The sequence below is a fragment of the Polyangium jinanense genome (assembly GCF_028435365.1).
The window spans coordinates 25,072-47,200 of record NZ_JAGTJJ010000059.1; the positions used below are offsets into that span (position 1 = coordinate 25,072).

A 22,129-nucleotide genomic window follows, 5' to 3' on the forward strand; every position below is an offset into this window, starting at 1 on the left:
CGTCAGGTGGCCTGCACGCGCAGGAGCTGGAAGTACACGTCCTCGAGGTTCGGCGCGACCTCTTCGAACCCGTCCCCCGGGTCCACGCTGCTGAACACATGGATCACCGGACGGCCGGCCACCAGCCGCGTCGAGAGCACGGTATGGCGCGCCTCGTATTCGGGCAACGCCGCCTTCGTGACCTGCTTGCGCCAGACCTGGTTTTCGAGCGCCGCAATCGCATCACTCGGCTTTCCCGTCAGCAGCACCCGGCCCTTGTTCAGGATGGCCATGGTCGGGCAAAGGTCGGTGACGTCCTCGACGATGTGCGTGGACAGAATGACCGCAACGTTCTCGCCGATCTCGGCAAGCAGGTTGAGGAAGCGGTTGCGCTCCTCGGGATCGAGGCCGGCCGTGGGCTCGTCGACGATGACGAGGCGCGGACTTCCCAGGAGCGCCTGCGCAACGCCGAAGCGCTGTCGCATGCCACCCGAGTACGTGCCGAGCTTGCGCTTACGCACGTCCCACAGGTTCACTTGCTGGAGCAGGCCATCCACGACCTCACGGCGCTGCTTGCGCTGGGTCAGCCCCTTGAGCACGGCGAAATGCTCCAGCATGTCCTCCGCGCTCACCTTGGGATAAACACCAAAATCCTGCGGCAGGTAGCCGAGCTGGCGTCGCACCGCGTCCTTGTCACGCAGCACATCGATGCTCTTGCCGTCGACACCCTCCAGGGTAGCCGTGCCGCTGTCGGCCTCCTGCAACGTCGCCAGCGTGCGCATCAGTGACGATTTGCCAGCACCATTCGGCCCGAGCAGGCCGAACATGCCGCGCGGGATGTCAAGGGTGACGTCATTCAGCGCATGGACGCCATTTGGGTAGGTCTTACCGAGGTTACGGATGGCGAGCACGGATCCCTCCACGAAAAACAGAATTTTCCGCGTTCGCGTACCACGCTCCTCGCACGGCAGTCAACGAGGCCGAGGCCGTCGCGCTGGGGCGTTGCCCCAGACCCCAGCAGGGGCTATCCGCCCCTGCACCCGGACCAGCGCAAGCGCTGGACCCGGGGTCGATGAACTGCGCGATGCGCAGTTCATCGAACAGGTCGAGGCAAGACCAAGGGCGACCTTGCCAAGCGAGACGGCTTCGACCGGCAACGCGGTCCCTGGTCTTGCCACCGGCCTGTGGGAAGAACTGCGCATCGCGCAGTTCTTCCCCAAAGGTCCAGGGCTTGCCCTGGTTCGGGTCGAGGGGCGAATAGCCCCCGCGGGGCCCGGGGCAGCGCCCCGGCGCGGCGTGTGATGCTGGCAAATCGCGCCTCGACCGGCTGATGCCGCGTTTGGGCGTGCGCGAATCACGCTCCGGGGCTTCGATGCGACGTTTGGAGACGTCCGAACACCCGCGGGAGCCGTCGTGCGGGGGGTCGGGGATGCCCGAGCGACGCCCAGGAGGGCCGTCGCGCTGCTCGGAGCTGCCCGAACGCTTGCGGGGATGCCCTTGCGCGTGTTTGGAGGTGGAGGAATGCTGCGGCGGGGGGTTGGGGGGAGGTTTGGAGGGGTCGGAGGAGCGGGCTGGGGCTTCGAGGCGCCGTTTGGGGGGGGCCGAAGGCGACGTCGAGCCTTCTGGCGGCGAGTTTTTGCTGTCTTAGCCCTCTTCGCCTGCGCTGCCGCTCCCCTTGGGGCCCTTTTTGGTGCGCTCGCGCCGGAGGAAGAACGACTCGACGAGCCTGCGTTGCCCTGGGAATGCTGCGCGCAGGGTGCCGTAGGCCTTCTCCAGCGCTGCCCGGACGCCGAGTCGCCCCTGGATCTCGGCGTCGCCGGCCCGGTTCTCCGCTGCCTCGGCGAGGTCGAGCGCGTCGCGGGCGGCCATGCTCTTTTTGATCGCCTGGTGGAGGGAAGCACGCGCTGCGGCCTTGCCCTGGAAGTCGTCGAGGCCGTCGAGTCGATCCAGGATTCGCTGCGCGAGATCCGGCTCCTCGCGGATCTTCGATTCGGTGATCTCGCTGGCCGTGCCCTCTTGAAAGACCTGCTTGTAAAGAGGGTTCCCGTGGCTCCGCATTGCGGGGCCATTCAGGATCGCGTCGCTCACGCCCATGATGCGCATGTCGAGGATGGCGTCACGAATGCCATAACGAGCCCGGAGCTTCGTCGCGGCGCGTTGCGCGGCCCGCCACGTGACGACGGCGCTGCCGAGCACGTCCGCAGCCTGCGCCACGATTGCGCCCGCCTCGACGATGGCCGCGCGCTGGGACTCCGTCAGGGTCTCGGCGTCGGACCATCCCTCGACCGCACCTTGAAAATGGTCGGTGATCTTCTCGTATCCCTCGCTCGATGCGTTCACGTCGGGCAATTGCATTTCGTGGTCCCTCTTCCGCAGGCGCGATGGCGCGAAGCGTGTTTCTGGGCAGAGTACGGTCGGTCACGTTCGGGCGTCAAGGATGGAGGCGGAAGCGAGAGCACAAGCGGATGCGCGAAGCAGCTCCTCGTTGACATCCGCGCCTGCTCCGGAGACGCTCTTTCGTGAGGCGACATGCGAATCCGGGGACCCTTTCTGGCATCCATCCTGACGGCTCTCGCCGTCGCCACATCTGCCTCCGCCGCGGAGGCGGCCCCGCCCTCCTACGTCGTCTTGCCCGCCGAGCAGCCCCGCAAGGTCTGGTACGGCTGGCAAACGCTGACGATCGCCGGCGCATCCCTCGGCGTGGGGACCGTTCCGGCGGTGTTCTTCGGCGTGCACGTGTATGCCTGGCCGCCTGCGCTCACCGGCATGGTGCTGAGCGGGCCCATCGTGCACTGGAAACACGGGCGGGTCGGCCGGGGCTTCGCGGTGCTCGGGATGAACCTCGGAATCACGGGGACGGCCCTCGGCCTCTCCCTGCCCGTCGGGTGCATCTTCGAGAAATGCGACGGCTTTTACTTTCAGTACATGCTGGCCATGAGCTACGTGGGCGCCGCGATCGGCGTGGGCATCGACGCAGCCTTCCTCTCGACATACGAGCCCCCGGAGCCGCACACGGCCCGACGGGCCACGAGCATGGTGGAATCGCTCGTGCCGGTGATCGACGTGCGCCCCGGTCACACGGTGTTCGGGGTGGCAGGCGCATTCTGAGTCGCAACGTAGCGCCGGGGTTTCACCCCGGACCCCGACCAGGGGTTGTCCACCCCTGGACCCGGGGCCTGCGCAAGCGCTGGACCCGGGGTCGATGAACTGCGCGATGCGCAGTTCATCGAACAGGTCGTGGCAAGACCAGCGGGCGACCTTGCCAGTCAAAACCGCAGCGCTCGTGGTCTTGCCCCGGGTCCGTCCGAGAAACCGCGCATCGCGCGGTTTCTCGGCCCTCGGTCCAGGCCGTGCCTGGTCCGGGGTGCAGGGGGCGGACAGCCCCCTGCTGGGGTGCGGGGCAACGCCCCGCGCCCGCGCTGGTGATCCGAGCCAGGTCGTCGCCACGTTCCTGCAGTTCCCTGCCACCGCCTCCTCGTATGCCGTCCCCCGCGTATCGCCTTAGGTTTCTCCGCACAGGGAACGCATGCAGGCGGGGGACGTCATCGACGATCGATTCGTCATCGAGCGGGTCGCCGGCTCGGGGGGAATGGGCTCGGTTTTTCGAGCGCACGACCGCCGGTCCGGCGGGCCCGTGGCCGTCAAGGTACTCCATGACCGCGAGCCGCGCGATATCGCGCGTTTCGATATGGAGGCGCATGTGCTCGCAGGGCTCGATCATCCGGGCATCGTCCGGTACGTCACGCACGGCGTCACCAGCGCGGGCGAGCCCTTCCTCGTTATGGAATGGCTCGCGGGCGAGGATCTCGGCGCACGGCTCGCGCGCGGGAGGCTCACGATCGAGGAAAGCGTCGCCGTCATCAGCGCGGCGGCCTCGGCCCTCGCGACGGCGCATGCGCGTGGCGTGGTGCACCGCGATATCAAGCCGAGCAATGTCTTTCTCGTGGATGGCGCGTTGGATCGGGTGAAATTGCTCGATTTTGGTCTCGCGCGTTTGCCGCTTTCGCCACGATTCACGCGGACGGGCGTGGTGCTGGGGACGCCGAGCTACATGGCGCCCGAGCAGGCGCGTGGGGCGCCGTCGCTCGACGCACGCGTCGATGTGTTCGCGCTCGGCGCCGTGCTGTTCGAGTGCTTGACCGGGCAGCCCGCATTCCAAGGCGAGCACGTCATGGCCGTCCTGGCGAAGGTCCTGCTCGAGGATCCACCGCCGGTGCGAAAGCTTCGGCCCGAGGTGTCGGTGCGGCTCGAAGCGCTGGTCGCGTGTATGCTCGCAAAGGATCCGGCCGATCGGCTCGTCGATGCGGGCGAGGTCGCGGAGGGGCTTGCCTGTCTCGAAGCGCGTGATGCTGGGTCGTGGCTCTCCGAGGTGCCGCCCGCCGAGGCCCTGACGAGGAGCGAGCAGCGATTGCTGAGTATCGTCGCCGTGGGCGCGCCGGCCGAAGACATCGACGCCGAGCACACGAGCGCGCGCCGAGAGGCGCTGGAATCGGCCGCGGAGCCATTTGGCGCACGTGTCGAATGGCTGGCGGATGGCTCGATGCTGGCGGTTTTCATGAATGCAGCGAGTGCCTCCGATGCTGCGGCGCGCGCCGCGCGTTGTGCCCTCGGGCTGCGCCCGCGCGCCCCGGACGCGCCCATCGCGATTGCCACCGGCCTCGGCGAACTCGACGAGCGACTCCCGGTCGGACAGGTCCTCGATCGGTCCGCCGCGCTCCTGCGCGCGGCGGGGCGCTGGGTGCTCGTGGACGAGGTGACTGAGGGCCTGCTCGACGCGCGCCTCGTGGCGGTGCGTGGGCCGGGCGGGATCGAGCTCCACCGCGAGGAGGAAATCAGCAGGGCGGCACGCACGCTGCTCGGCAAACCGAGCCCGTTCGTGGGGCGCGGACGCGAACTGCGCATTCTGCTCGACCTGCTCGACGAAGCCATCGGCGAGAGCATTGCGCGCGCCGTGCTCGTGACCGGGCCGCCCGGAATCGGAAAGTCTCGTCTTCGCCAGGAGTTCGTTCGCGAAGTCGGACAGCGTCATCCAGCAGTCGAGGTGTGGGTCGGGCGCGGCGATGCGATGAGCAAAGGGGCAGCGTTTTCCCTCGTTGGCTCGGCGCTGCGTCATGCGTTCGTGGTGGGGGGTCACGAGCCGATCGAGGAAAGAAGGCGCAAGCTCACCGAGCGGGTCGCGCGCTACGTGGCCGAGGCCGAGGTCCGCCACGTGGCGGGGTTTCTCGGCGAAATGACGGGCACGCCCTTCCCCGACGAAGGCAGCGCGAAGCTCCGCGCCGCGCGCCTCGATGCACGGCTCATGGCCGATCAAATTCAAAACGCCTTCCGGCAGTTCATGGCCGCCGCGTGTGGCGCGCATCCGGTCTTGCTCGTCCTCGAGGATCTGCACTGGGGCGATCTTCCCTCGGTGAAGCTCGTCGACGCGGCGCTGCGGGATCTCGCTTTCGGGCCGCTGGTCGTTGCAGCCTTCAGCCGTCCCGAGGTGCACGACATTTTCCCGAAGGTATGGGCCGAGCGTGGGTTGTCCGAGATTCGTCTCGGGGAGCTGACCTCACGTGCCGCCGAGGAGCTTGCCCGAAGTGCGCTCGGAAATACGACGGAACCTCGGACGATCGCGCAGATCGTCAAGCGCGCCGCGGGTCATCCATTTTTCCTGGAGGAGCTGATCCGAGCGGTGGCCGAGGGCCGCGGAGAGCAATTGCCGGAGACGGTGCTGGCCATGGTCGAGGCACGCCTCGCCGCCCTCCCCGCAGGCGCGCGGCGCGTGCTGCGAGCTGCCAGCGTATTCGGAGATGTCTTCTGGTGCGGCGGCGTGGAGCACCTGCTCGGCGGCGGGGACGAGGCGCTCGGTGCGCACGATTGGCTCGACACGCTGGCCGCGCGCGAAGTCGTGCAGCGTAGCGAAACGAGCAGGTTTCCAGGCGAAACGCAGTATTCGTTCAGGCATTCGCTCTTGCGGGAGGGCGCTCATGCGATGCTGACGGAGCCCGACCGCGCTCTTGGGCATCGGCTCGCGGCGGAGTGGCTCGTGCAACGTGGCGAGGGAGACCCGTTGCGCCTGGCCGAGCATTTCGAGCGCGGAAAGAGCCTGGAGCGCGCGGCGGAGTGGTATCTCGCGGCGGCGAGGCAGATGCTCCAGGGGATGGATCTGCGTGCGGCCATTGCCTGCGCAGAGCGCGGCCTCGGCTGCGGCGCCTCGGGCGAGCTTCGTGCATCGCTTTTGTTCGTCCGCAGCGAGGCGTACGGGTGGCGAGGGGACTGGGTCTCGTTTGCGTTGGGCATGGAGGAGAGCCTGCGCTTGGTCACGCCGCGCACGCCGCTCTGGAGCACGGCCATGGCGTGGAAGCTCGCGAGCGCGCCTGCGCTCGCAGGGGGCGGCGTGCACCGGGAAGACGTGCTTTCGCTCGTCGACCTGGAGCCGGACCCGGAGAGCGCGCGGCCGATCATGCATGCCCTCGGTCTCGCGTGGGAGACTTTGATTCAGCAAGGCAGGCGTGACCTCGCCGAGCTCTGCGCGGCGCGTATGGAGCAGCTCGGCAGCACGCTTGCGGCGCACGATCCCGTGGTTCGGGGCAGGCTGTACGAGGCTCGAAGCGTGACGCTTTACTTCGAGGGGGATGTCTGGGGAACCCTGGGGGCAGCAAGAGCCGCCCTGGCGAGCTACGAGGAGGCCGGTGAACGGCAGCACCTGCTCTGGGCTCGCCTGTTTGTCGCCGTGGGCTACTTGTGCCTCGGGGCGTATGCGCGCGCGGACCAGGAAGCGCGCAACGTGCTCCAGAGGGGCGAGGAGACAACCACGTATGGGGTATGGGCGAAGTGGATCTGGGCCTGTGCGCTCGTGGGTCTGGGAAACCTGGAGGAAGCGCGCACAGAGCTCCTGGGCCTCTTCGACTTCGAGTACGCGCGCAGCCATCCCTATTTGCTGGGCGTCGCCCGAGCGACGCTGGCCTCCCTCCTTCTGGGCTCCGGGGATCTCGACGCGGCGGAGCGCGAGGCGCGCGCGGCTGCCGAGGTTTTCTCGGGCACCACGCCCTGGCGCGCGGCGGCGGAGGCGAGGCTCGCGGCGATCCTCCTTCGGCAGCAGCGCGCGGACGAGGCACTACGCCTCACGGAGGACGTGGCCGCGCGGCGCGACGCGGGCGGCGGCGGCAGCGGACCCTATGAGATGTCCCTGCGCCTCACCCACGCCGAGGCGCTCGATGCGACGGGCCATCACGCCCGCGCGCGGACCGTGCTGCTCGAAGCACGTGATCTTTTGCTGTCGCGCGCGGCCAAGATCGAGGACGCCGAGCTCTGCCGGAGCTACCTCGAGAATATCCCCGAGAACGCGCGCATCCTCGCCATGGCTGCGGCCTGGGAGCGGGACGCCGCTTAGCTTTGGGACTGCGAAGGAATGCAAGCGCCTCTTCGTATGCCATCTCCCGCGCGTCGCCTTAGGTTCCTCCGCACGAGGGGCGCATGCAGGCGGGGGACGTCATCGACGATCGATTCGTGATCGAGCGGGTCACCGGCTCGGGGGGAATGGGCTCGGTCTTCCGGGCGCACGACCGCCTGTCCGGTGGGCCGGTGGCCGTCAAGGTGCTCCATGACCGGGAGCCCCACGATATCGCGCGGTTCGATATGGAGGCGCGTGTGCTCGCAGGGCTCGATCATCCGGGCATCGTCCGGTACGTCACGCACGGCGTCACCAGCGCGGGCGAGCCCTTCCTCGCGATGGAATGGCTTGCAGGCGAGGACCTCGGAGAGAGGCTCGCGCGCGGGCGGCTCACGGTCGAGGAAAGCGTCGCCGTCATCAGCGCAGCGGCCTCGGCGCTCGCGACGGCGCATGCGCGTGGCGTGGTGCACCGCGATATCAAGCCGAGCAATGTCTTTCTCGTGGATGGCGCGTTGGGTCGGGTGAAATTGCTCGATTTTGGCCTCGCGCGCATGCCGCTTTCGCCACGGTTCACGCGGACGGGCGTGGTGCTCGGGACGCCGAGCTACATGGCGCCCGAGCAGGCGCGTGGCTCGGCGTCGCTCGACGCGCGTGTCGATGTATTCGCGCTCGGCGCTGTGCTGTTCGAGTGCTTGACCGGGCAGCCCGCATTCCAGGGTGAACACGTCATGGCCATCCTGGCGAAGGTTTTGCTGGAAGATCCTCCGCCATTGCGAAAACTCCGGCCCGAGGTGTCGGTGCGACTCGAAGCGCTGGTCGCGTGCATACTCGCGAAGGATCCGGCCGATCGGCTCGCGGATGCGGGGGAGGTCGCGGAGGCGCTCGCCTGTCTCGATGCGCGTGATGCTTGGTCGTGGCTCTCCGAGGTGCCGCCCGCCGAGGCCCTGACGAGGAGCGAGCAGCGATTGCTGTGTATCGTCGCCGTGGGCCCGCCGGCCGGAGACGTCGACGCCGAGCACACGAGCGCGTACCAAGAGGTTCTGGAATCGGCTGCCGAGCGGTTTGGCGCACGGATCGAATGGCTGGCGGACGGCTCGACGCTGGTGGTCTTCATGAATGCAACGAGCGCCTCGGATGCTGCCGCGCGCGCCGCTCAGTGCGCCCTCTGGCTGCGCCCGCGCGTCCCGGACGCGCCCATCGCGATGGCCACCGGCCTCGGCGAGGTCGCGGAGGCTTTGCCCGTCGGACAGGTCCTCGATCGGGCCGCCGCGCTCCTGCGCGCGGCCGGGCGCTGGGTGCTCGTCGACGAGGTGACCGCGGGGCTCTTCGACGCGCGGCTCGTGGTGGTGCGTGGGCCGGGCGGGATCGAGCTCCACCGCGAGGAGGAGGTCAGCGCGGCGGCGCGTACGCTGCTCGGCAAACCGAGCCCGTTCGTGGGGCGCGGACGAGAGCTGCGCGCCCTCCTCGACTTGCTCGACGAATCCGTCGGCGAGGGCGTCGCGCGCGCGGTGCTCGTGACTGGGCCGCCCGGAATCGGAAAATCACGCCTTCGCCAGGAGTTCGTCCGCGCGGCCTTACAGCATCATCCCGCGGTCGACGTGTGGATAGGGCGCGGAGATGCGATGAGCAAAGGGTCGGCATTTTCCCTCGTTGGCTCGGCCCTGCGTTATGCGTTCGCGGTCGCCGGCCACGAACCCATCGAGGAGCGAAGGCGCAAGCTTACCGAGCGGGTCGCGCGCCATGTGGCCGAGGCCGAGGTGCGCCACGTGGCGGGGTTTCTCGGCGAAATGACGGGCACGTCCTTTCCCGATGCCGACAGCGCAAGGCTTCGCGCCGCGCGCCTCGATGCGCGGCTCATGGCCGATCAGATTCAATCCTCCTTCCGGCAATTCATGGCCGCCGCGTGTGGCGCGCATCCGGTCTTGCTCGTCCTCGAGGATCTGCACTGGGGCGATCTCCCCTCGGTGAAACTCGTCGACGCGGCGCTGCGGGATCTCGCAGGCAAGCCGCTCGTCGTGGCAGCGTTCGGTCGGCCCGACGTGCACGACGTTTTCCCGAAGGTATGGGCCGAGCGGGGGTTGTCCGAGATTCGTCTGGGAGAGCTGACCCCGCGGGCCGCCGAGGAGCTCGCTCGGAGCGCGCTCGGGGACGCCGTCGATCCTCGGACGATTGCGCAGATCGTCAAGCGCGCCGGGGGGCATCCGTTTTTCCTGGAAGAGCTGATCCGGGCGGTGGCCGAGGGGCATGGAGAGCAATTGCCGGAGACCGTGCTGGCGATGGTCGAGGCGCGCCTCGCCGCCCTCCCAGCAGGCGCAAGGCGCGTGCTGCGCGCGGCCAGCGTATTCGGGGAGGTGTTCTGGTGCGGCGGCGTGGAGCACCTCCTCGGCGGTGGAGACGAGGCGCTCGGCGCGCACGATTGGCTCGACATGCTGGCCACACGCGAGGTGTTGCAGCGCAGCGAGACGAGCAGGTTTCCTGGTGAGGAGCAGTATTCGTTTCGGCATTCGCTTTTGCGGGAGGGCGCGTATGCGATGCTGACGGAGCCCGACCGCACGCTTGGGCATCGGCTCGCCGGGGAGTGGTTCCTGCAATGGGGCGAGGGAGACGCGATGCGCCTGGCCGAGCATTTCGAGCGGGGAAAGAGTCCAGAGCGCGCGGCGGCGTGGTATCTCGCGGCGGCGAGGCAGATGCTCCAGGCCAATGACCTGCACGGAGCGATTGCCTGCGCCGAGCGTGGCGTCGGCTGCGGCGCGTCCGGGAAGCTGCGTACGGAACTCTTGCTCGCCCGGGGCGAAGTCCGCGGGTGGATCGGGGACTGGGCGCTCGTCCTGCCGGACATGGACGAGGCCCTGCGCGGGCTGACGAAAGGCGAGCCGTTCTGGTACACCGCAAAGGCATCCAAGGTCATGAACGCCACGCTGCGCGACGGGGCCAGCGCGGTCTCCGACGACGTGCTGGCCGAATTCGATGTGGATCCGAGCCCGGAGAGCGCGAGGCATTTCGTATACGCTCTCGGGCTTCTCTATCAGGCCCTGATGCAGCTCGGTAAGCGCGACCTGGCCGAGCGCTGCATGGCGCGGATGGAGCAGACGGGCAGCCGGATCGCGGAGAACGATCCCTTGATCCGGGGCAAGCTGCAGGAAATGCGGAGCGTGAAGTTCCTCCACGAGGGTCATTTCTGGGCGAGCCTCACGGCCGCCAAGGCCTGCCTGGAGAGCTACGAGCAAGCCGGCGATCGGCGGCATCTGGCGTGGGGCCGCTTGAGCATCGATGCGTCGTACATGCACCTCGGGGCGTACGCGCGCGTGGAGGAGGACCTGCGCGCCTTGCCTCGGGGCGACGATGATCCCGCCGTATATGCAGTCTGGGGAAGGTGCCTGCTCGCCTGTACGCTCGCGGAACGCGGGGCTCTGGACGAGGCACGCCGGCTGGCAGAGAACGTCCGGGACTCCGAGTACGCGCGCAGCAACCTCTATCTGCTAGGCCTCCTCCGAGCGATGCTGGCCCCCATCCTCCTGCGCTCCGGTGAGCTGGACGCGGCGGAGCGAGAGGCGCGCGTGGCCATCGAGATCCTCTCGGGCGCCCCACTTTGGCACTCCGCGGCGATGGCGACGCTCGCGGCCGTCCTCCTCGGGCAGCAGCGCACGGACGAGGCATTGCGCCTCATCGAGGACGCGGCCGCGCAGCACGACGCGTGCGGCGGGGGGGGACCTCAGAAAATGGCCCTGCGCCTCACCCACGCCGAGGCGCTGCACGCAACGGGGAATCACGCCCGCGCGCGGACCGTGCTGCTCGAGGCCCGCGACCTCTTGCTTTCGCGCGCGACGGAGATCGAGGACCCCGAGCTGCGTCGGAGCTTCCTCGAGAATGTCTCCGTAAACGCGCGCATCCTCGCCCTCGCTGCCGCCTGGGAGCAAGACGCCGCTTGACCTCGGAAAACGTTCAAAGCAAGTCGCGCGTCCAGCCGACGGTGACGAGCGCCCCGAATCGATCGGTCCCGACGGTATGGGTGGACGTCGCTTCACGGCTATTGCCGTCGAGCCAGTCCACTTCCTGGTAATGCGTGGTCACCGTCGTGCGAACGAGATCCCCTTCATAGAGCCCCATCATCCCGACCTCGACGTGATTCGGACCGCGGCCGAAGACATAACTCGCGCCCACGCGCGCACCCGCGAAAGCCGTGGTCCCGTCGGCCCCCGGATCGGGGCTCAAGATGCGCGCCCCCACGTTCTGATAGGCGTGGAGCCCCAATGCGCCACACGCGGTGAGGCGCAAGCCGAAGGGCGCGCGCCACGCGAGCCCTGCCGTCGCCCCGAAACCGGCGTACTGGCTCATGAACTCGGTGCCTCCCTCGCCAAACCCGCCGACCTCGAACAACCCCAGCCGATACTGCGCGTGGATCCCCACCGTGGCGCCACGCTCGTAGGCCGAGAACACGCCCGCATAGCCGCCCACCCTGACGTCGCTCGGCGGCACCTTGCCCGCCTGGGCCGCGTCCGCGCTCACCGAATCCTGCGCGGCGGCGGGCGCGGCGCAAAGAAGGAGAGCAGCGCTGAGACCAAAGCACCTTTTCGACAATCTCGTTTTCACGGTAAGCTCCTCGTTCGCGCCTTGGCCCAGGCAATCCACGTGCCCACGGCGTCTGCGAAGCGTGGGTGGCGAGCGAGGAAGAGGGTGCGAAGCGAGCTACCGCGCGTGATGTCGTGCGCGATACCCTCGGAAGGGCGTGCTGTGGTGGCTGAGGCACGCTTCTGCGACGACGCATTCCGAGTGCGTGCCGCCAGACGAATACACGGTGAGAACCGAGCGCGACACGAGGAGCACGGACCGTATCCCTGCGGGCACGGTTCCTGGCGTTGCTGCGATGCGAGCTACTTCTTCGCCTTGCCCGCGGGCGGGATCACCGTCGCGAGCGCCTTCTTGGCGTCGGCCTCGGTGCCCTTCTCCAGCGCGATCGCGAGGATCACGTCGGCCGGCTCGTCCGCGATGACGCCGATCGCGGCTCCCTTGAACTCGTCGAGCCCGTGCTCCTTCGCCGCGTCGCCGTCGATGAGCGAGCGCGGCGTGAGGTTCGCGATGTTCGACTTTTCGGGCTTTTTCGTGGGACGTACCAGACGCACGCGCGCCTTCTTGGCGCCGTTCGCGACTTCGAACGTGTGCGCCTCGTACACGCCCTCGACGAAGTAGCTGTTCGTGCCGTCGACCGTCTTCCACGGGCTCGCCTTGAAGGCCTCGCGCAGATCCGGTTGCTCGATCTCGCTCAGGCTCTTGCCAGCGATCTGATACGTCGAGGCCGGCTTGGTGAGCGGCGCGACGACGTCGGCCGCGGGCTTCGGGGCTTCGGCGGCGGCCGGCTTGGCGCTCGGCTCCGCGTCGGCCGCCGGGGCGGGCGCGGCCGCGGGGGCGGGCTCCGGGGCGGGCGCCGGGGCGGGCGCGGCCGCCGGCGCATCCGCAGGCGTCTCGGGAGCAGGGGTCGTGCCTCCGCCGCAAGCGGCGCCGAGGACGATGGTGGCGAGGAGGAACGAGGAGTAGACCGTCTTGGAGAGGTTCATCGCGGCGGGGCTCTACTACAGAGCGCTCGTGCGGTACAGGGTCTCCGTAAGGCGCCTCGGCAAGGCCTTTCCCCCCGGGATTCGCGCCTTCCTCAGGGAACACTTGACGGCGGCCGCTCGCGTCCGGTGTCGTGCCGCCAAACAACTTCCGTGTAAAATCGCCCCCCGATGCCCGACGCACGCCCCCACCTCGGCGACGCCCACAACTTCGGTCGCCGCGTCACCCGCAAGGGCGGCCGCATCTGGAAGCCCCGCACGGTCTTCTGGGAGTGGCTCCTGCTCGCGGCGGACAGTCCGCTCCGGCGCTTCCTCTCCGAGACCGCCGAGCGAGACGGGCTCGGCGCCGAGGCGTTCGGCTTTCTCCCCGACCTGAAGTTCTCCTCCCCACGCGCCCGCGACGGCGGCGAGGTGGAGGCCGTCACGCTGGAGCCGCTGCCCCTACCCTCGCCCGAGCAGAGGCGCGAGCTCGCGCGGATCGTGGGCCGCTCGCTCGCGCTCTGGAGCTTTCTCGGGGTCGCCGACCTGCACTGGGAAAACCTCGTGCTCGGCGTCGATTCGCGGGGAAAGGTGGTGTTCGCGCCGCTCGACATCGAGATGATCCTCGCCGATCTGTCGCTCCCGACCGAGACGAAGCTCTTGCCGGACGCCGATCCCGAATACGCCGCGATCTGCCGTCACGCCGCCGGCGTTCGGCGCGTGCTGCCGTATCTCGGTAAGCCCGTCGACCCGGCCGATCTGGTTGCCATGGCGAGCGCCTACCGCGGCACGCTCATCTTCCTCGAGCGCCACGCTCGCAAGATCGCCGACGTGTTCGCGAGCCTGCCCGAGCTCGGGGAGATGCCCATTCGGGTTTGCCTGCGCGGGACCGACGAATACGTCCGCGCCCGCTCGGACGCGTCGTCGTTATGGCCGCCGCTGCTCGACGCGGAGACGGAGCAGCTCGCCCGCGGCGACATTCCCTACTTCTTCCAGCTCTACGGGCGGCGCGGCATTCACTGGTTCGGCAATCAGGAGCTTTCCCGGCTCGAAAGGCTTCCGCTCGAAGGCGACGTCCCGCAGCTCGATCCGGTCCTCCAGGTCTCGCGCGGCTTTCGCTCGCCCTCCCGCGCGAAGCTCCGCGAGGACGGGCTCTTCACGGTGCTCGGCGCCTTCGACCACGGCTCCTTCGCCGGCAAGCACGAGGCCGACGGGCTCGCGGTCACCTTTCGGAAACGCGCGCTCGTCGTGCACCTGGCCGACGGCGAGGAGCTCGAATCCCGGCGCAACCTGAGCGCGTTCGTCGGGAGCGTCTATCTGCCCTGTCGTTGCGGGGAGGTGCTCTCGGTGTTCGTCCCCGAGGTCACAGCGTGCGAAGCCCAGACGCGCTGACGGCGATCCCCTGCCCCTTCGACGTGGTAACGTGACGCCGTGCTCCCCGCCTGTGACACCTGCCGCCGCCCGACCGTTGCCTGCGTGTGTGATCGGATCGTCTCGTACCCGACGGACCGCCGCGTGCTCATCTTGCAGCACCCGCAGGAGCAGGACGCGCTGCTCGGCTCGGCGCAGATCCTGATCGCGAGCTTGCCGAAGGCCGAGCTCGTCGTAGGCCTGAGCTGGCGCAACCTGGGGCACGCGCTCGGCGAGGAGGACGTCGACCCGCGCAAGTGGGCGGTCCTCTTCCCCGACAGCGAAGCGCAGAGCGACGTCACCACGAGGCGCGGCGCGCCCCTCGATCCGAAGGAGCTCGAGGGGATCATCGTGCTCGACGGGACGTGGTCGAAGGCGAAGACCCTGTGGTGGCGCAATCCCTGGTTGAACAAGCTGAACCGCATGAACCTGCGGCCGACGAAGCCCTCGATCTACGGCCGGCTGCGCGCCGAGCCGCGGCGCGAGTACGTCTCGACGCTCGAATCCGTGGCGACCGCGCTCACGCTCTGCGGGGAGAAGCCGGAGATCGCCGTGGGCCTCGAGCGTGTCTTTCGCACGCTGGTGCAGCGCGTCCGTGACGCGAACATCCCGTCGGAAGAACGAAAACTGCCGCGGCGGACACGTCCCCCGCGAAGGCCGGAGGCGCCGGCGGGGCCGAAGGCGCCGAAGGAGTGAAGGGCGCGGCGGCACGGGTCTGGATGGCCCTGCCCTTCGACCCTACGTCGTGCGCATGAACGAAGCGCAGCACGTTTCGCCCGCCGTGGATCTCGCCCTCGCCTTCGTGAAGACGGTCCAGGCCGGCGGGGACATCCAGGGGCTCGTGACCGACGACGTCGAGGAGGAGGAGCTGCCGAACCGGATCTTCGCCGCGGGCGCGCGGCGCGATCTTCCGGCGATGCGGGCGGGGGTCGAGCGGGGCAAGACGATCTTCGCGGAGCAGCGGTACCGGGTGCTGCGCGCGTTCGGCGACGCGACGCAGGCCGTGCTGGAGCTCGAGTGGACGGGCGTCCTCGCGATGCAGCTCGGCTCACTCGCGCAGGGCGCGACGATGCGCGCGGCGTGCGCGTTTTTCTTTGATACGCGGGATGGAAAGATCGCACGCGTCCGCCATTACGACGCGTTCGATCCGTTCTGAAGGGCGAACCCGCTCAGGGCGTGAAGATGCCCGTGTACGTCTGCGCGACCGCGAGCGTCCCGGCCGAGGGCTGGAAGGGTTTTTCGAAGGGATCGCCGACGAGCGCGGAGACTTGGACGTGATAGTACCGGCCGGCCTGGAGCACGCCCGCCGGGATCACGAAGGACGTCTCCGTCGTCTTGGCCACGAGAACGCTCGTCCGCGGGGAGAGGTACCCCATGGGGTTCGTGACGTCGTCGAGCAAGACGACCACGACCCTGTAATGGTGCGGGGTCCCGGTCGCCGGCGGATCCCACGTGACGGTGGGCGTCATGCCGATCGCGGTCGTCGGCTGAGCGACGGGCAGGGTCTTCCCGTCGAGCTTCACGTTGCGGGGCAGGCCGAAGAGCGGTGTGAACGGTTTGTCGACCGCATCGGAGAGCGGCCTGCTGAGGACGAAGTAGCCGTTCAGCCGCTCCGTCGTGCCCTCGATCGGGTGCTGCACCCGCGAGTTGAAGTTGAACGTCATTCTCGCATGCGGTGTGCCGTGCGTGTAGGGATTGCCGTACGAGAACGTCCCCGCATAATCGCCCGGCATGGCGAGCTTCGTCGTGAGGTTGCAGCCATTCGGGCAGGCGACGGGGTCGCACGTGCCGCCGCCGCCGCTGGGGAAGCAGGCCGGATCCACGGGGACCTCCTGGCTCGTCACGAGCATCGAGACGAGCTCCGGGATGTTGCCATAGATGGCGATGTCCCCGCCCGGCTCCTGGTGGATCCCCAGCGAGACGGAGGCGGACTGCGGCGTCGCCGGGCCGTTTTGCTCGAGCTCCGCGAGGAACGCGTTTCCCTTGTAATCGATGTCGAACGTGGATTGCGCGAGCGGCTGGAAGGTGCCCGTGATCGACGCGGGCTGTCCGTCCTTCATGGTGACGGAGCTCGTCGAGAAGGAGGCGCGGGCCGAGAGGACATGCGCGGTGGACCAGGGAATGTCGTAATTCGCGGCATTGGGCACGAGGCTGTCCACGAGGTGCGTGACCTGGAGGATGTCGCCCTTCGTGGCGTCGACGAGCGGCCGCACGTCGCCATCGCGGCTCGCCGGGTACGCGGAGATGAGCCACGGGAACGCGTAATTCGAAAAGGCCGTCCCGCCCTCGCCCGGCATTCCAGGCACGGACGCGTCGGGGCTGATGAGCGCGTCGGCGTCGGCGTTGTACGAATAAAACTCGAGCCCATCCACGTGGGTGTCCTGCTGCCAGTTCGCGAGCCCGTCCGCCGTGATCGCGGCGTCGAACTCCTGCTGGCCGCCCACGACATCGGGGCGCCCCGCGAAGATGCGGCCGATGTCGACGGTCCGGGCCTCGAGCCGGAAGAGCTCGAGCCGGGGCCAGCCGTTCATCGAGCCCGCGGGAGGCGGGACCGTGAATGCGAGCCAGTACGGGCCCTCGGGCACCCCGGGGATCTCGAATCGTTTTCCATCCGCCGAGAGCGCGCCGGGGAACGTTTGGGATGCGCCGTCCAGGAGGATCCGCGCCTCGACCGACGTGTAGATCCCGAGATCCCGGATCTTCGTGACCTCCCCATTTTCGGTCCGGTAGGTATCCGTCAGCTCGAGGACCACGCCATCGAAGGCACCGCCCCCGCCGCCGGTTCCGCCGACGCCGCCGCTCCCGCCCTCCCCAGCGGTTCCGCCGCTCCCCCCGCTCCCGCCGCCGCCGCCGCAGCCGGAGGCCCACAGAACACCCATCCCGAGCAAGCCAATCCATCGAAGAGAAGTACGCATGGACACATGGGAGCACCAAGCGTCTTCGGGCGTCAAGCTCGGAGCATGTTCAGGAAAGGCGCTCCTCGACAATCATCCGCACGCCGTGCCTCGGTCCCGCATTGGCGGCGCGCACGGCGCCGTTATCGGGTTTGAGCGACGCGAGCCGCAATTTGTGACGCCGGAGCAGCGTCCCGAGCACGAGCTTCATCTCGTAACCCGCCATGGCCGCGCCCAGGCAGCGCCGCGCGCCGCCGCCGTACGGCAGGAATTCGAACGGCGAGTATTGGCGGTCGAGGAATCGCTCGGGCGAAAACCGCTGCGGATCGGGATAAACGTCTTCGCGGAAATGGGCGACCGAGATCGCCGCGACCACGCCCGTGCCGGCCGGCAGGTTGTAGCCGCCGACATCCAGGGGCCGGAGGAGCTTGCGGGGCGCGGGCGCGGGCGCGAGCGGGTAGCGGCGGAGCGTCTCGTTGCACACGGCCTCGAGATACGGGAGTTTTCCGAGGTTTTCCGGTTCGGGAGCGGGCCCGAGGGACGAAAGCTCGTCGCGGAGGCGCCCGAGCACGGCGGCGTTTTCGGGCCGGTGGAGCGCGTAGAGGGCCCAGGCGATGGCGATCGCCGTCGTCTCGTGCCCGGCGAACACCAGGAGAATGAGCTGATCGCGGATTTCGTCGTCGTCCATCGGCTGCCCGTCCTCGGTGCGCGCAGCGAGCAAGAGGCTCAGGATGTCCTCGCGTGGCCCCGTGGCGCGGCCTTTCGCGATGAGCTCGTCGAGCGCGGCGTGAAGGCGGCGGCGGCGCTCGATGAAGCGTGCGTAGGGGCCGATGCCCCCGAATTCGCGGCGCAGCGCGGGGAAGAGGGCGAGGAGCGGCGAGATGCCATTGGTAATTTCGAGCAGGAGCTTGGCCAGCGCCTGCATGCCGGCGCGCTCGGTGACGCCGAAGACGACCTGCAGGATGACGTCGAGCGAGAGCTCCTGCAGGACGTCGGACATCGTGACGGTTTGTCCGATCTGGAAGCCCGCGGCGCGCTCCTCGGTGAGCCGCACCATCTGCTCGCCATAGGCGCGCATGCGGGCTCCGTGGAACGGGGGCATCATGAGCTTGCGCGCTCGCCTGTGGTTGGTCCCGCTTGCGAGGATGAGCGAGCGGGGGCCGACGAAGACGCCGAGGTCCTGGTTGAGGGGCTCGAACGTGTCCGGATCGGCCGTGTAGACGGCCTTGATGCCCGCGGGATCGCCGGTCATGACGAGCGGGGGATCGCCCGGGAAGGTGAACGTTCCGCCGTATTTCTGCGTGATCGGCTTCATGCAGCCGATGGGATCCCGCATGTATCGAACGAGGCTCGTGATGCTGGTGCGCGGCCCAGGCGGTAGGTTCCCCATCGCGTCATGATGCCAAGTTCGCAGCGGCACCACAACGCAAACTTACCTGCGGGGCACGAGGCTGGTAAACTGCCGGCCGGCATGGTTCTCCGCGATTACCAGTGGGTCACGAGCTCCCTTGCGGTCGGCAGCGCCGTCGCCAAGCAAGACCAGGTCTCGGCGCTCGTCGCCGACGGGGTCAGCCACGTGCTCGATTGCAGGGGGGGAGAGTCGGCGAAGGCGCTCTACGTGGGGACCGGCATCGTCTACAAGCACGCCCCAGCGCTCGACGACGGAAAACCCAAGCCCGACGAGTGGTTCTTCCAGGGAATCGATTTCGTCCTCGGGGCGCTGCGGTGGCCGAGAGCGAAGGCGCTCGTCCATTGCAAGTTCGGCATGTCGCGCGCCCCGTCGATGATGTTCGCGATCCTCGTCGCGCAAGGCATCTCCGGGGACGAGGCGGAGGCGCGTATCCAGAACGCGCGGCCGGCCGCGAAGGTGACGTACCGCAAGGACGCCGAGCGCGCCGGCCGGCGATGGTGGATCCGGCATTGAAGGGCCGAGGATCCGCCCCGCGGCCCTGAAAACCGAGCTACCCTTCGGCACCATGCTCGCCTGCGTCGACGTCGCCTACGCTCCCGACGACACCTTCGCCGTCGCCGCCGGCCTGCTCTTTCACCGCTGGGACGACGCGGCCGCCGCGAAGGAGCTCACCGCCCGCATCGACGAAGTCGCGCCCTACGAACCCGGCGCCTTCTACCGGCGCGAGCTCCCCCCGCTCCTCGGCTTGCTGGGAAAGGTCGACCCGCTGCCCGAGGTCGTCGTCGTGGACGGCTACGTGTGGCTCTCGGCCGACGGGCGGCCGGGGCTCGGGGCGCGGCTCTTCGAGGCGTTCGGTGGGCGGGTCGTGGTCGTCGGCGTGGCGAAGACCGCGTTCCACGGCGACGCGCCGGCCGCCCAGGTAAAGCGTGGCAAGAGTGAAAAACCGCTCCACGTCACGGCCGCGGGCGCGACGCCGGACGAGGCGGCGGCGTGGATCCGATCGATGCACGGCCCGCACCGGCTCCCCACCCTGCTCGCCCGTGTCGACAGGCTCTGCCGGGATGCATTGATGCGATGAAAAAAGACGACCCCCGCATCCGCCTCGTGTTGCGCCTCGTCACGGCCGTCTTGATCGTCGCCCTCTTCTTGTTCGAGGGGAACATGCTCATCGGCCCGATCACCCGGGTTTTCCCCCGCGAATGCGCGGCCGTGACGCCTTCGCCGCCGCAAGTGGACACCACGCTCTTGCCCGCGCACGTGGTCGGCCAGGAAAACCTCTGCAACCGCGTATCCGACGGCCATTGCGAGCGCGTCGCCTTTGGGGACCGGGTCTCGGGCGCTTGCAAGAACGGCGGTATGATCGGGGACTGGACGGTGAAGGACGCGGCGACCGGGGCCCTGCGTTGGTCGGGGCAATACGAGGGGGGCTGGGCGAACGGTGACTTCCGCGTCTGCAAGGATCCCACGCATTGCGACAGCTTCCGCATCAAGGACCTGCACCTCGACGGCCCGTCGGTCACGTGGGAGCGCGACGGCGACCGATGGATCGAGCTCTCCGGCCGGTACGAGCGCGGCCGGGGCGTCGGGCGATGGGTGCGCCGCATCGACGGCAAAGGCGCGGTCCGCTCGGCGCTGGTCTTCGACGAGCAGGGCCTCGACGCAAAAGAATTTTTCTATTGCACGAACGGGAACCTGAAAGAGCGCCGCGGGCAACGCACGATCGTCTTCGACGCTGAAAATCGTCGAATCGCGGAGCGGGGCCCCGAGGGGCCGCTGCGGATCCTCGACGCCGCGGGAAATGTGGTCCGGGACGCGCGTCCCGACGAAGAAACGACGCTCTGTCCCCTGCCCTGAGCTGCACGCCCATCGAGGAGCGCTTCGCCGGGGCGCCGCCCCGGACCCCGCGGGGGCTGTCCGCCCCTCGACCCGGACCAGGCACGGCCTGGACCGAGGGTGGAAGAACTGCGCTCCGCGCAGTTCTTCCAACGGGCCCGTTGAACCGTGTCGCCCGTCGAGACGTCAGCACTGCTGTCTTGATTGGCGAGATCGTCGCCAGTCTCGACCGGGCCTGTGCGATGAACTGCGCATCGCGCAGTTCATCGTCCTGGGTCCAGCCCCTGGCTGGTCCGGGTGCAGGGGGCGGACAGCCCCTGCTGGGGCCTGGGGCAACGCCCCAGCGCAGCGGCGTCGACCCGACACAGCTCGGGACCTTCGCGAACGGAGCGCAACATCGACCGGGAGGTCCCGGGACCTTCGCGCATGGAGCGCAACATCGATCCGGGAGGTCCCGGGACCTTCGCGAACGGAGCGCACCATCGATCCGGGAAGCCCCGGGACCTGCGTGAACGGGTTCCCACACCGATCCGGGAAGCCCCGGGACCTGCGGGAACGGGGTCGAAGACCGATGACGGAGGCCGAGGGACCTGCCCGCGCGGCGGAGAGGGGGTGAAAGCTGCGATGAACTGCGCACCGCGCAGTTCATCGTCCTGGGTCCAGCCCCTGGCTGGTCCGGGTGCAGGGGCGGACAGCCCCTGCTGGGGCCTGGGGCAACGCCCCAGCGCAGCGGCGTCAACATGAGACCAATGCTCAGCTGTTCTGATACAAGGGGCACGATGCGCCCGCGCGCCGATCGCCACGTTCCCCTCCGCCGCCTCGGCCTCGTGGTTTCCCTTGCGCTGCTCGCCGCCTGCGCCGGCCCCGAGACCGGCAAATCCCCGGAGCCTGCGTCCTCGTCTGGCGGCGGCGCGCCGACCGGGCCCTTGCGCCACGCGTACGGCCCTGATCCCTCTCAATTCGGGGAGCTGCGTGTCCCGCAAGGCGAAGGCCCGCACCCCGTGATGGTGATCCTTCACGGCGGCTGCTGGGCCGATGGGTATCGCAAGGACCTCATGGACGGCATGAGCGAATCCCTCACCAAAGCAGGGTTCGCCACCTGGAACGTCGAATACCGCCGCCTCGGCAGCGGTGGGTATCCGGTCACGCTCACCGATGTCGGCCTCGCCGTGGACACGCTCCGTGATCTCGCCTCGACGCACCATCTCGACACGACGAAGGTCTTCACGGTTGGCCATTCCGCCGGCGGGCAGCTCGCCGTCTGGGTCGCCGCTCGCGCACGCCTGCCCGCTGGAAATCCCCTCCGCGGCGTGAATCCCCTCCCCGTCGCTGGCGCCGTCTCCCTCGCCGGCGTCCTCGATCTCGCCGAAGCTCTCGACCTCGGCGTCTGCGGCACCGCGGCGGCAAACCTCCTCGGGGGCAGCCCGACCGAGGTCCCCGCGCGGTACGCCGAGGCTTCTCCGCGCGCTCTTTTGCCGATCGGCGTACGACAGATCCTCGTCCACGGGACTGACGACGCCATCGTCCCCCTCGTGATGAGCACCCATTACCTCGACGCCGCGAAGGCGGCCGGCGAGAAGGACATCACGCTGAAGGTCATCGAGGGCGGCGATCATTTCGACATGATCGAGCCGTCGTCGACGAAATGGGCCGAGGTCTCCCAGGCGATCGTCGGGATCGGGGCGCTTCCCTGATGGTC

General features: G+C 68.8%; 16 protein-coding genes. 10 read left to right on the forward strand and 6 right to left on the reverse strand.

The annotated features are described in order from the left end of the window. Positions 1-2: 2 nt before the first annotated feature. The gene (locus KEG57_RS45600; protein ID WP_272427889.1) at positions 3-890 is read right to left on the reverse strand and encodes an ABC transporter ATP-binding protein; all 888 of its coding nucleotides are present in this window, start codon (positions 888-890) and stop codon (positions 3-5) included. A gap of 733 nt (positions 891-1,623) precedes the next feature. Next, a complete protein-coding gene (locus KEG57_RS45605; RefSeq protein WP_272427888.1) occupies positions 1,624-2,334 on the reverse strand; it encodes a hypothetical protein in 711 nt (236 codons plus the stop codon). Positions 2,335-2,508: 174 nt separating this feature from the next. Between KEG57_RS45605 and KEG57_RS45610 the strand changes: the two genes are divergently transcribed. The 3 genes from KEG57_RS45610 (at position 2,509) to KEG57_RS45620 (ending at position 11,283) form a co-directional block, all read left to right on the forward strand. Continuing rightward, on the forward strand, positions 2,509-3,087 hold the full coding sequence (locus tag KEG57_RS45610; protein WP_272427887.1) for a hypothetical protein: 579 nt from the start codon (positions 2,509-2,511) through the stop codon (positions 3,085-3,087). Positions 3,088-3,505: 418 nt separating this feature from the next. Further along, positions 3,506-7,354 (forward strand): serine/threonine-protein kinase, encoded by a 3,849-nt coding sequence (locus KEG57_RS45615; RefSeq protein ID WP_272427886.1) that lies wholly within the window; start codon positions 3,506-3,508, stop codon positions 7,352-7,354. An 83-nt stretch (positions 7,355-7,437) separates the two neighbouring features. Then, a complete protein-coding gene (locus KEG57_RS45620) occupies positions 7,438-11,283 on the forward strand; it encodes a serine/threonine-protein kinase (RefSeq protein WP_272427885.1) in 3,846 nt (1,281 codons plus the stop codon). Between the two features lie 13 nt (positions 11,284-11,296). On the opposite strand, the gene KEG57_RS45625 is transcribed toward KEG57_RS45620, so the two are convergent. Both KEG57_RS45625 and KEG57_RS45630 read right to left on the reverse strand, forming a co-directional pair. Continuing rightward, positions 11,297-11,944 (reverse strand): hypothetical protein, encoded by a 648-nt coding sequence (locus tag KEG57_RS45625; protein WP_272427884.1) that lies wholly within the window; start codon positions 11,942-11,944, stop codon positions 11,297-11,299. A 281-nt stretch (positions 11,945-12,225) separates the two neighbouring features. After that, entirely contained in the window at positions 12,226-12,906 is a 681-nt protein-coding gene (locus KEG57_RS45630; RefSeq protein WP_272427883.1) for a hypothetical protein, read from the reverse strand. Between the two features lie 168 nt (positions 12,907-13,074). On the opposite strand from KEG57_RS45630, the gene KEG57_RS45635 reads away from it, so the two are divergent. Genes KEG57_RS45635 through KEG57_RS45645 form a run of 3 tightly spaced genes read left to right on the forward strand, consistent with a single transcriptional unit; the run spans position 13,075 to position 15,448 of the window. Next, positions 13,075-14,274 (forward strand): glycoside hydrolase family protein, encoded by a 1,200-nt coding sequence (locus tag KEG57_RS45635; RefSeq protein WP_272427882.1) that lies wholly within the window; start codon positions 13,075-13,077, stop codon positions 14,272-14,274. A 39-nt stretch (positions 14,275-14,313) separates the two neighbouring features. After that, entirely contained in the window at positions 14,314-14,988 is a 675-nt protein-coding gene (locus tag KEG57_RS45640; protein WP_272427881.1) for a tRNA-uridine aminocarboxypropyltransferase, read from the forward strand. A gap of 55 nt (positions 14,989-15,043) precedes the next feature. Continuing rightward, on the forward strand, positions 15,044-15,448 hold the full coding sequence (locus tag KEG57_RS45645) for a nuclear transport factor 2 family protein (protein WP_272427880.1): 405 nt from the start codon (positions 15,044-15,046) through the stop codon (positions 15,446-15,448). Between the two features lie 13 nt (positions 15,449-15,461). Here KEG57_RS45645 and KEG57_RS45650 read toward each other — a convergent pair whose 3' ends face one another. Further along, positions 15,462-17,207, reverse strand: coding sequence for a hypothetical protein (locus KEG57_RS45650; RefSeq protein WP_272427879.1), 1,746 nt, complete (start codon positions 17,205-17,207; stop codon positions 15,462-15,464). A 49-nt stretch (positions 17,208-17,256) separates the two neighbouring features. After that, a complete protein-coding gene (locus tag KEG57_RS45655) occupies positions 17,257-18,576 on the reverse strand; it encodes a cytochrome P450 (protein WP_272427878.1) in 1,320 nt (439 codons plus the stop codon). Between the two features lie 6 nt (positions 18,577-18,582). Between KEG57_RS45655 and KEG57_RS45660 the strand changes: the two genes are divergently transcribed. From KEG57_RS45660 to KEG57_RS45675, 4 genes are all read left to right on the forward strand, one after another. Beyond that, on the forward strand, positions 18,583-19,110 hold the full coding sequence (locus tag KEG57_RS45660; RefSeq protein ID WP_272427877.1) for a protein-tyrosine phosphatase family protein: 528 nt from the start codon (positions 18,583-18,585) through the stop codon (positions 19,108-19,110). Between the two features lie 52 nt (positions 19,111-19,162). After that, positions 19,163-19,675 (forward strand): endonuclease V, encoded by a 513-nt coding sequence (locus tag KEG57_RS45665; protein ID WP_272427876.1) that lies wholly within the window; start codon positions 19,163-19,165, stop codon positions 19,673-19,675. After that, on the forward strand, positions 19,672-20,451 hold the full coding sequence (locus KEG57_RS45670) for a hypothetical protein (protein ID WP_272427875.1): 780 nt from the start codon (positions 19,672-19,674) through the stop codon (positions 20,449-20,451). Before KEG57_RS45665 ends, KEG57_RS45670 begins: the two co-directional genes overlap by 4 nt. A gap of 758 nt (positions 20,452-21,209) precedes the next feature. Beyond that, positions 21,210-22,124 (forward strand): alpha/beta hydrolase family protein, encoded by a 915-nt coding sequence (locus KEG57_RS45675; RefSeq protein ID WP_272459693.1) that lies wholly within the window; start codon positions 21,210-21,212, stop codon positions 22,122-22,124. The last annotated feature ends 5 nt before the right edge of the window (positions 22,125-22,129 follow it).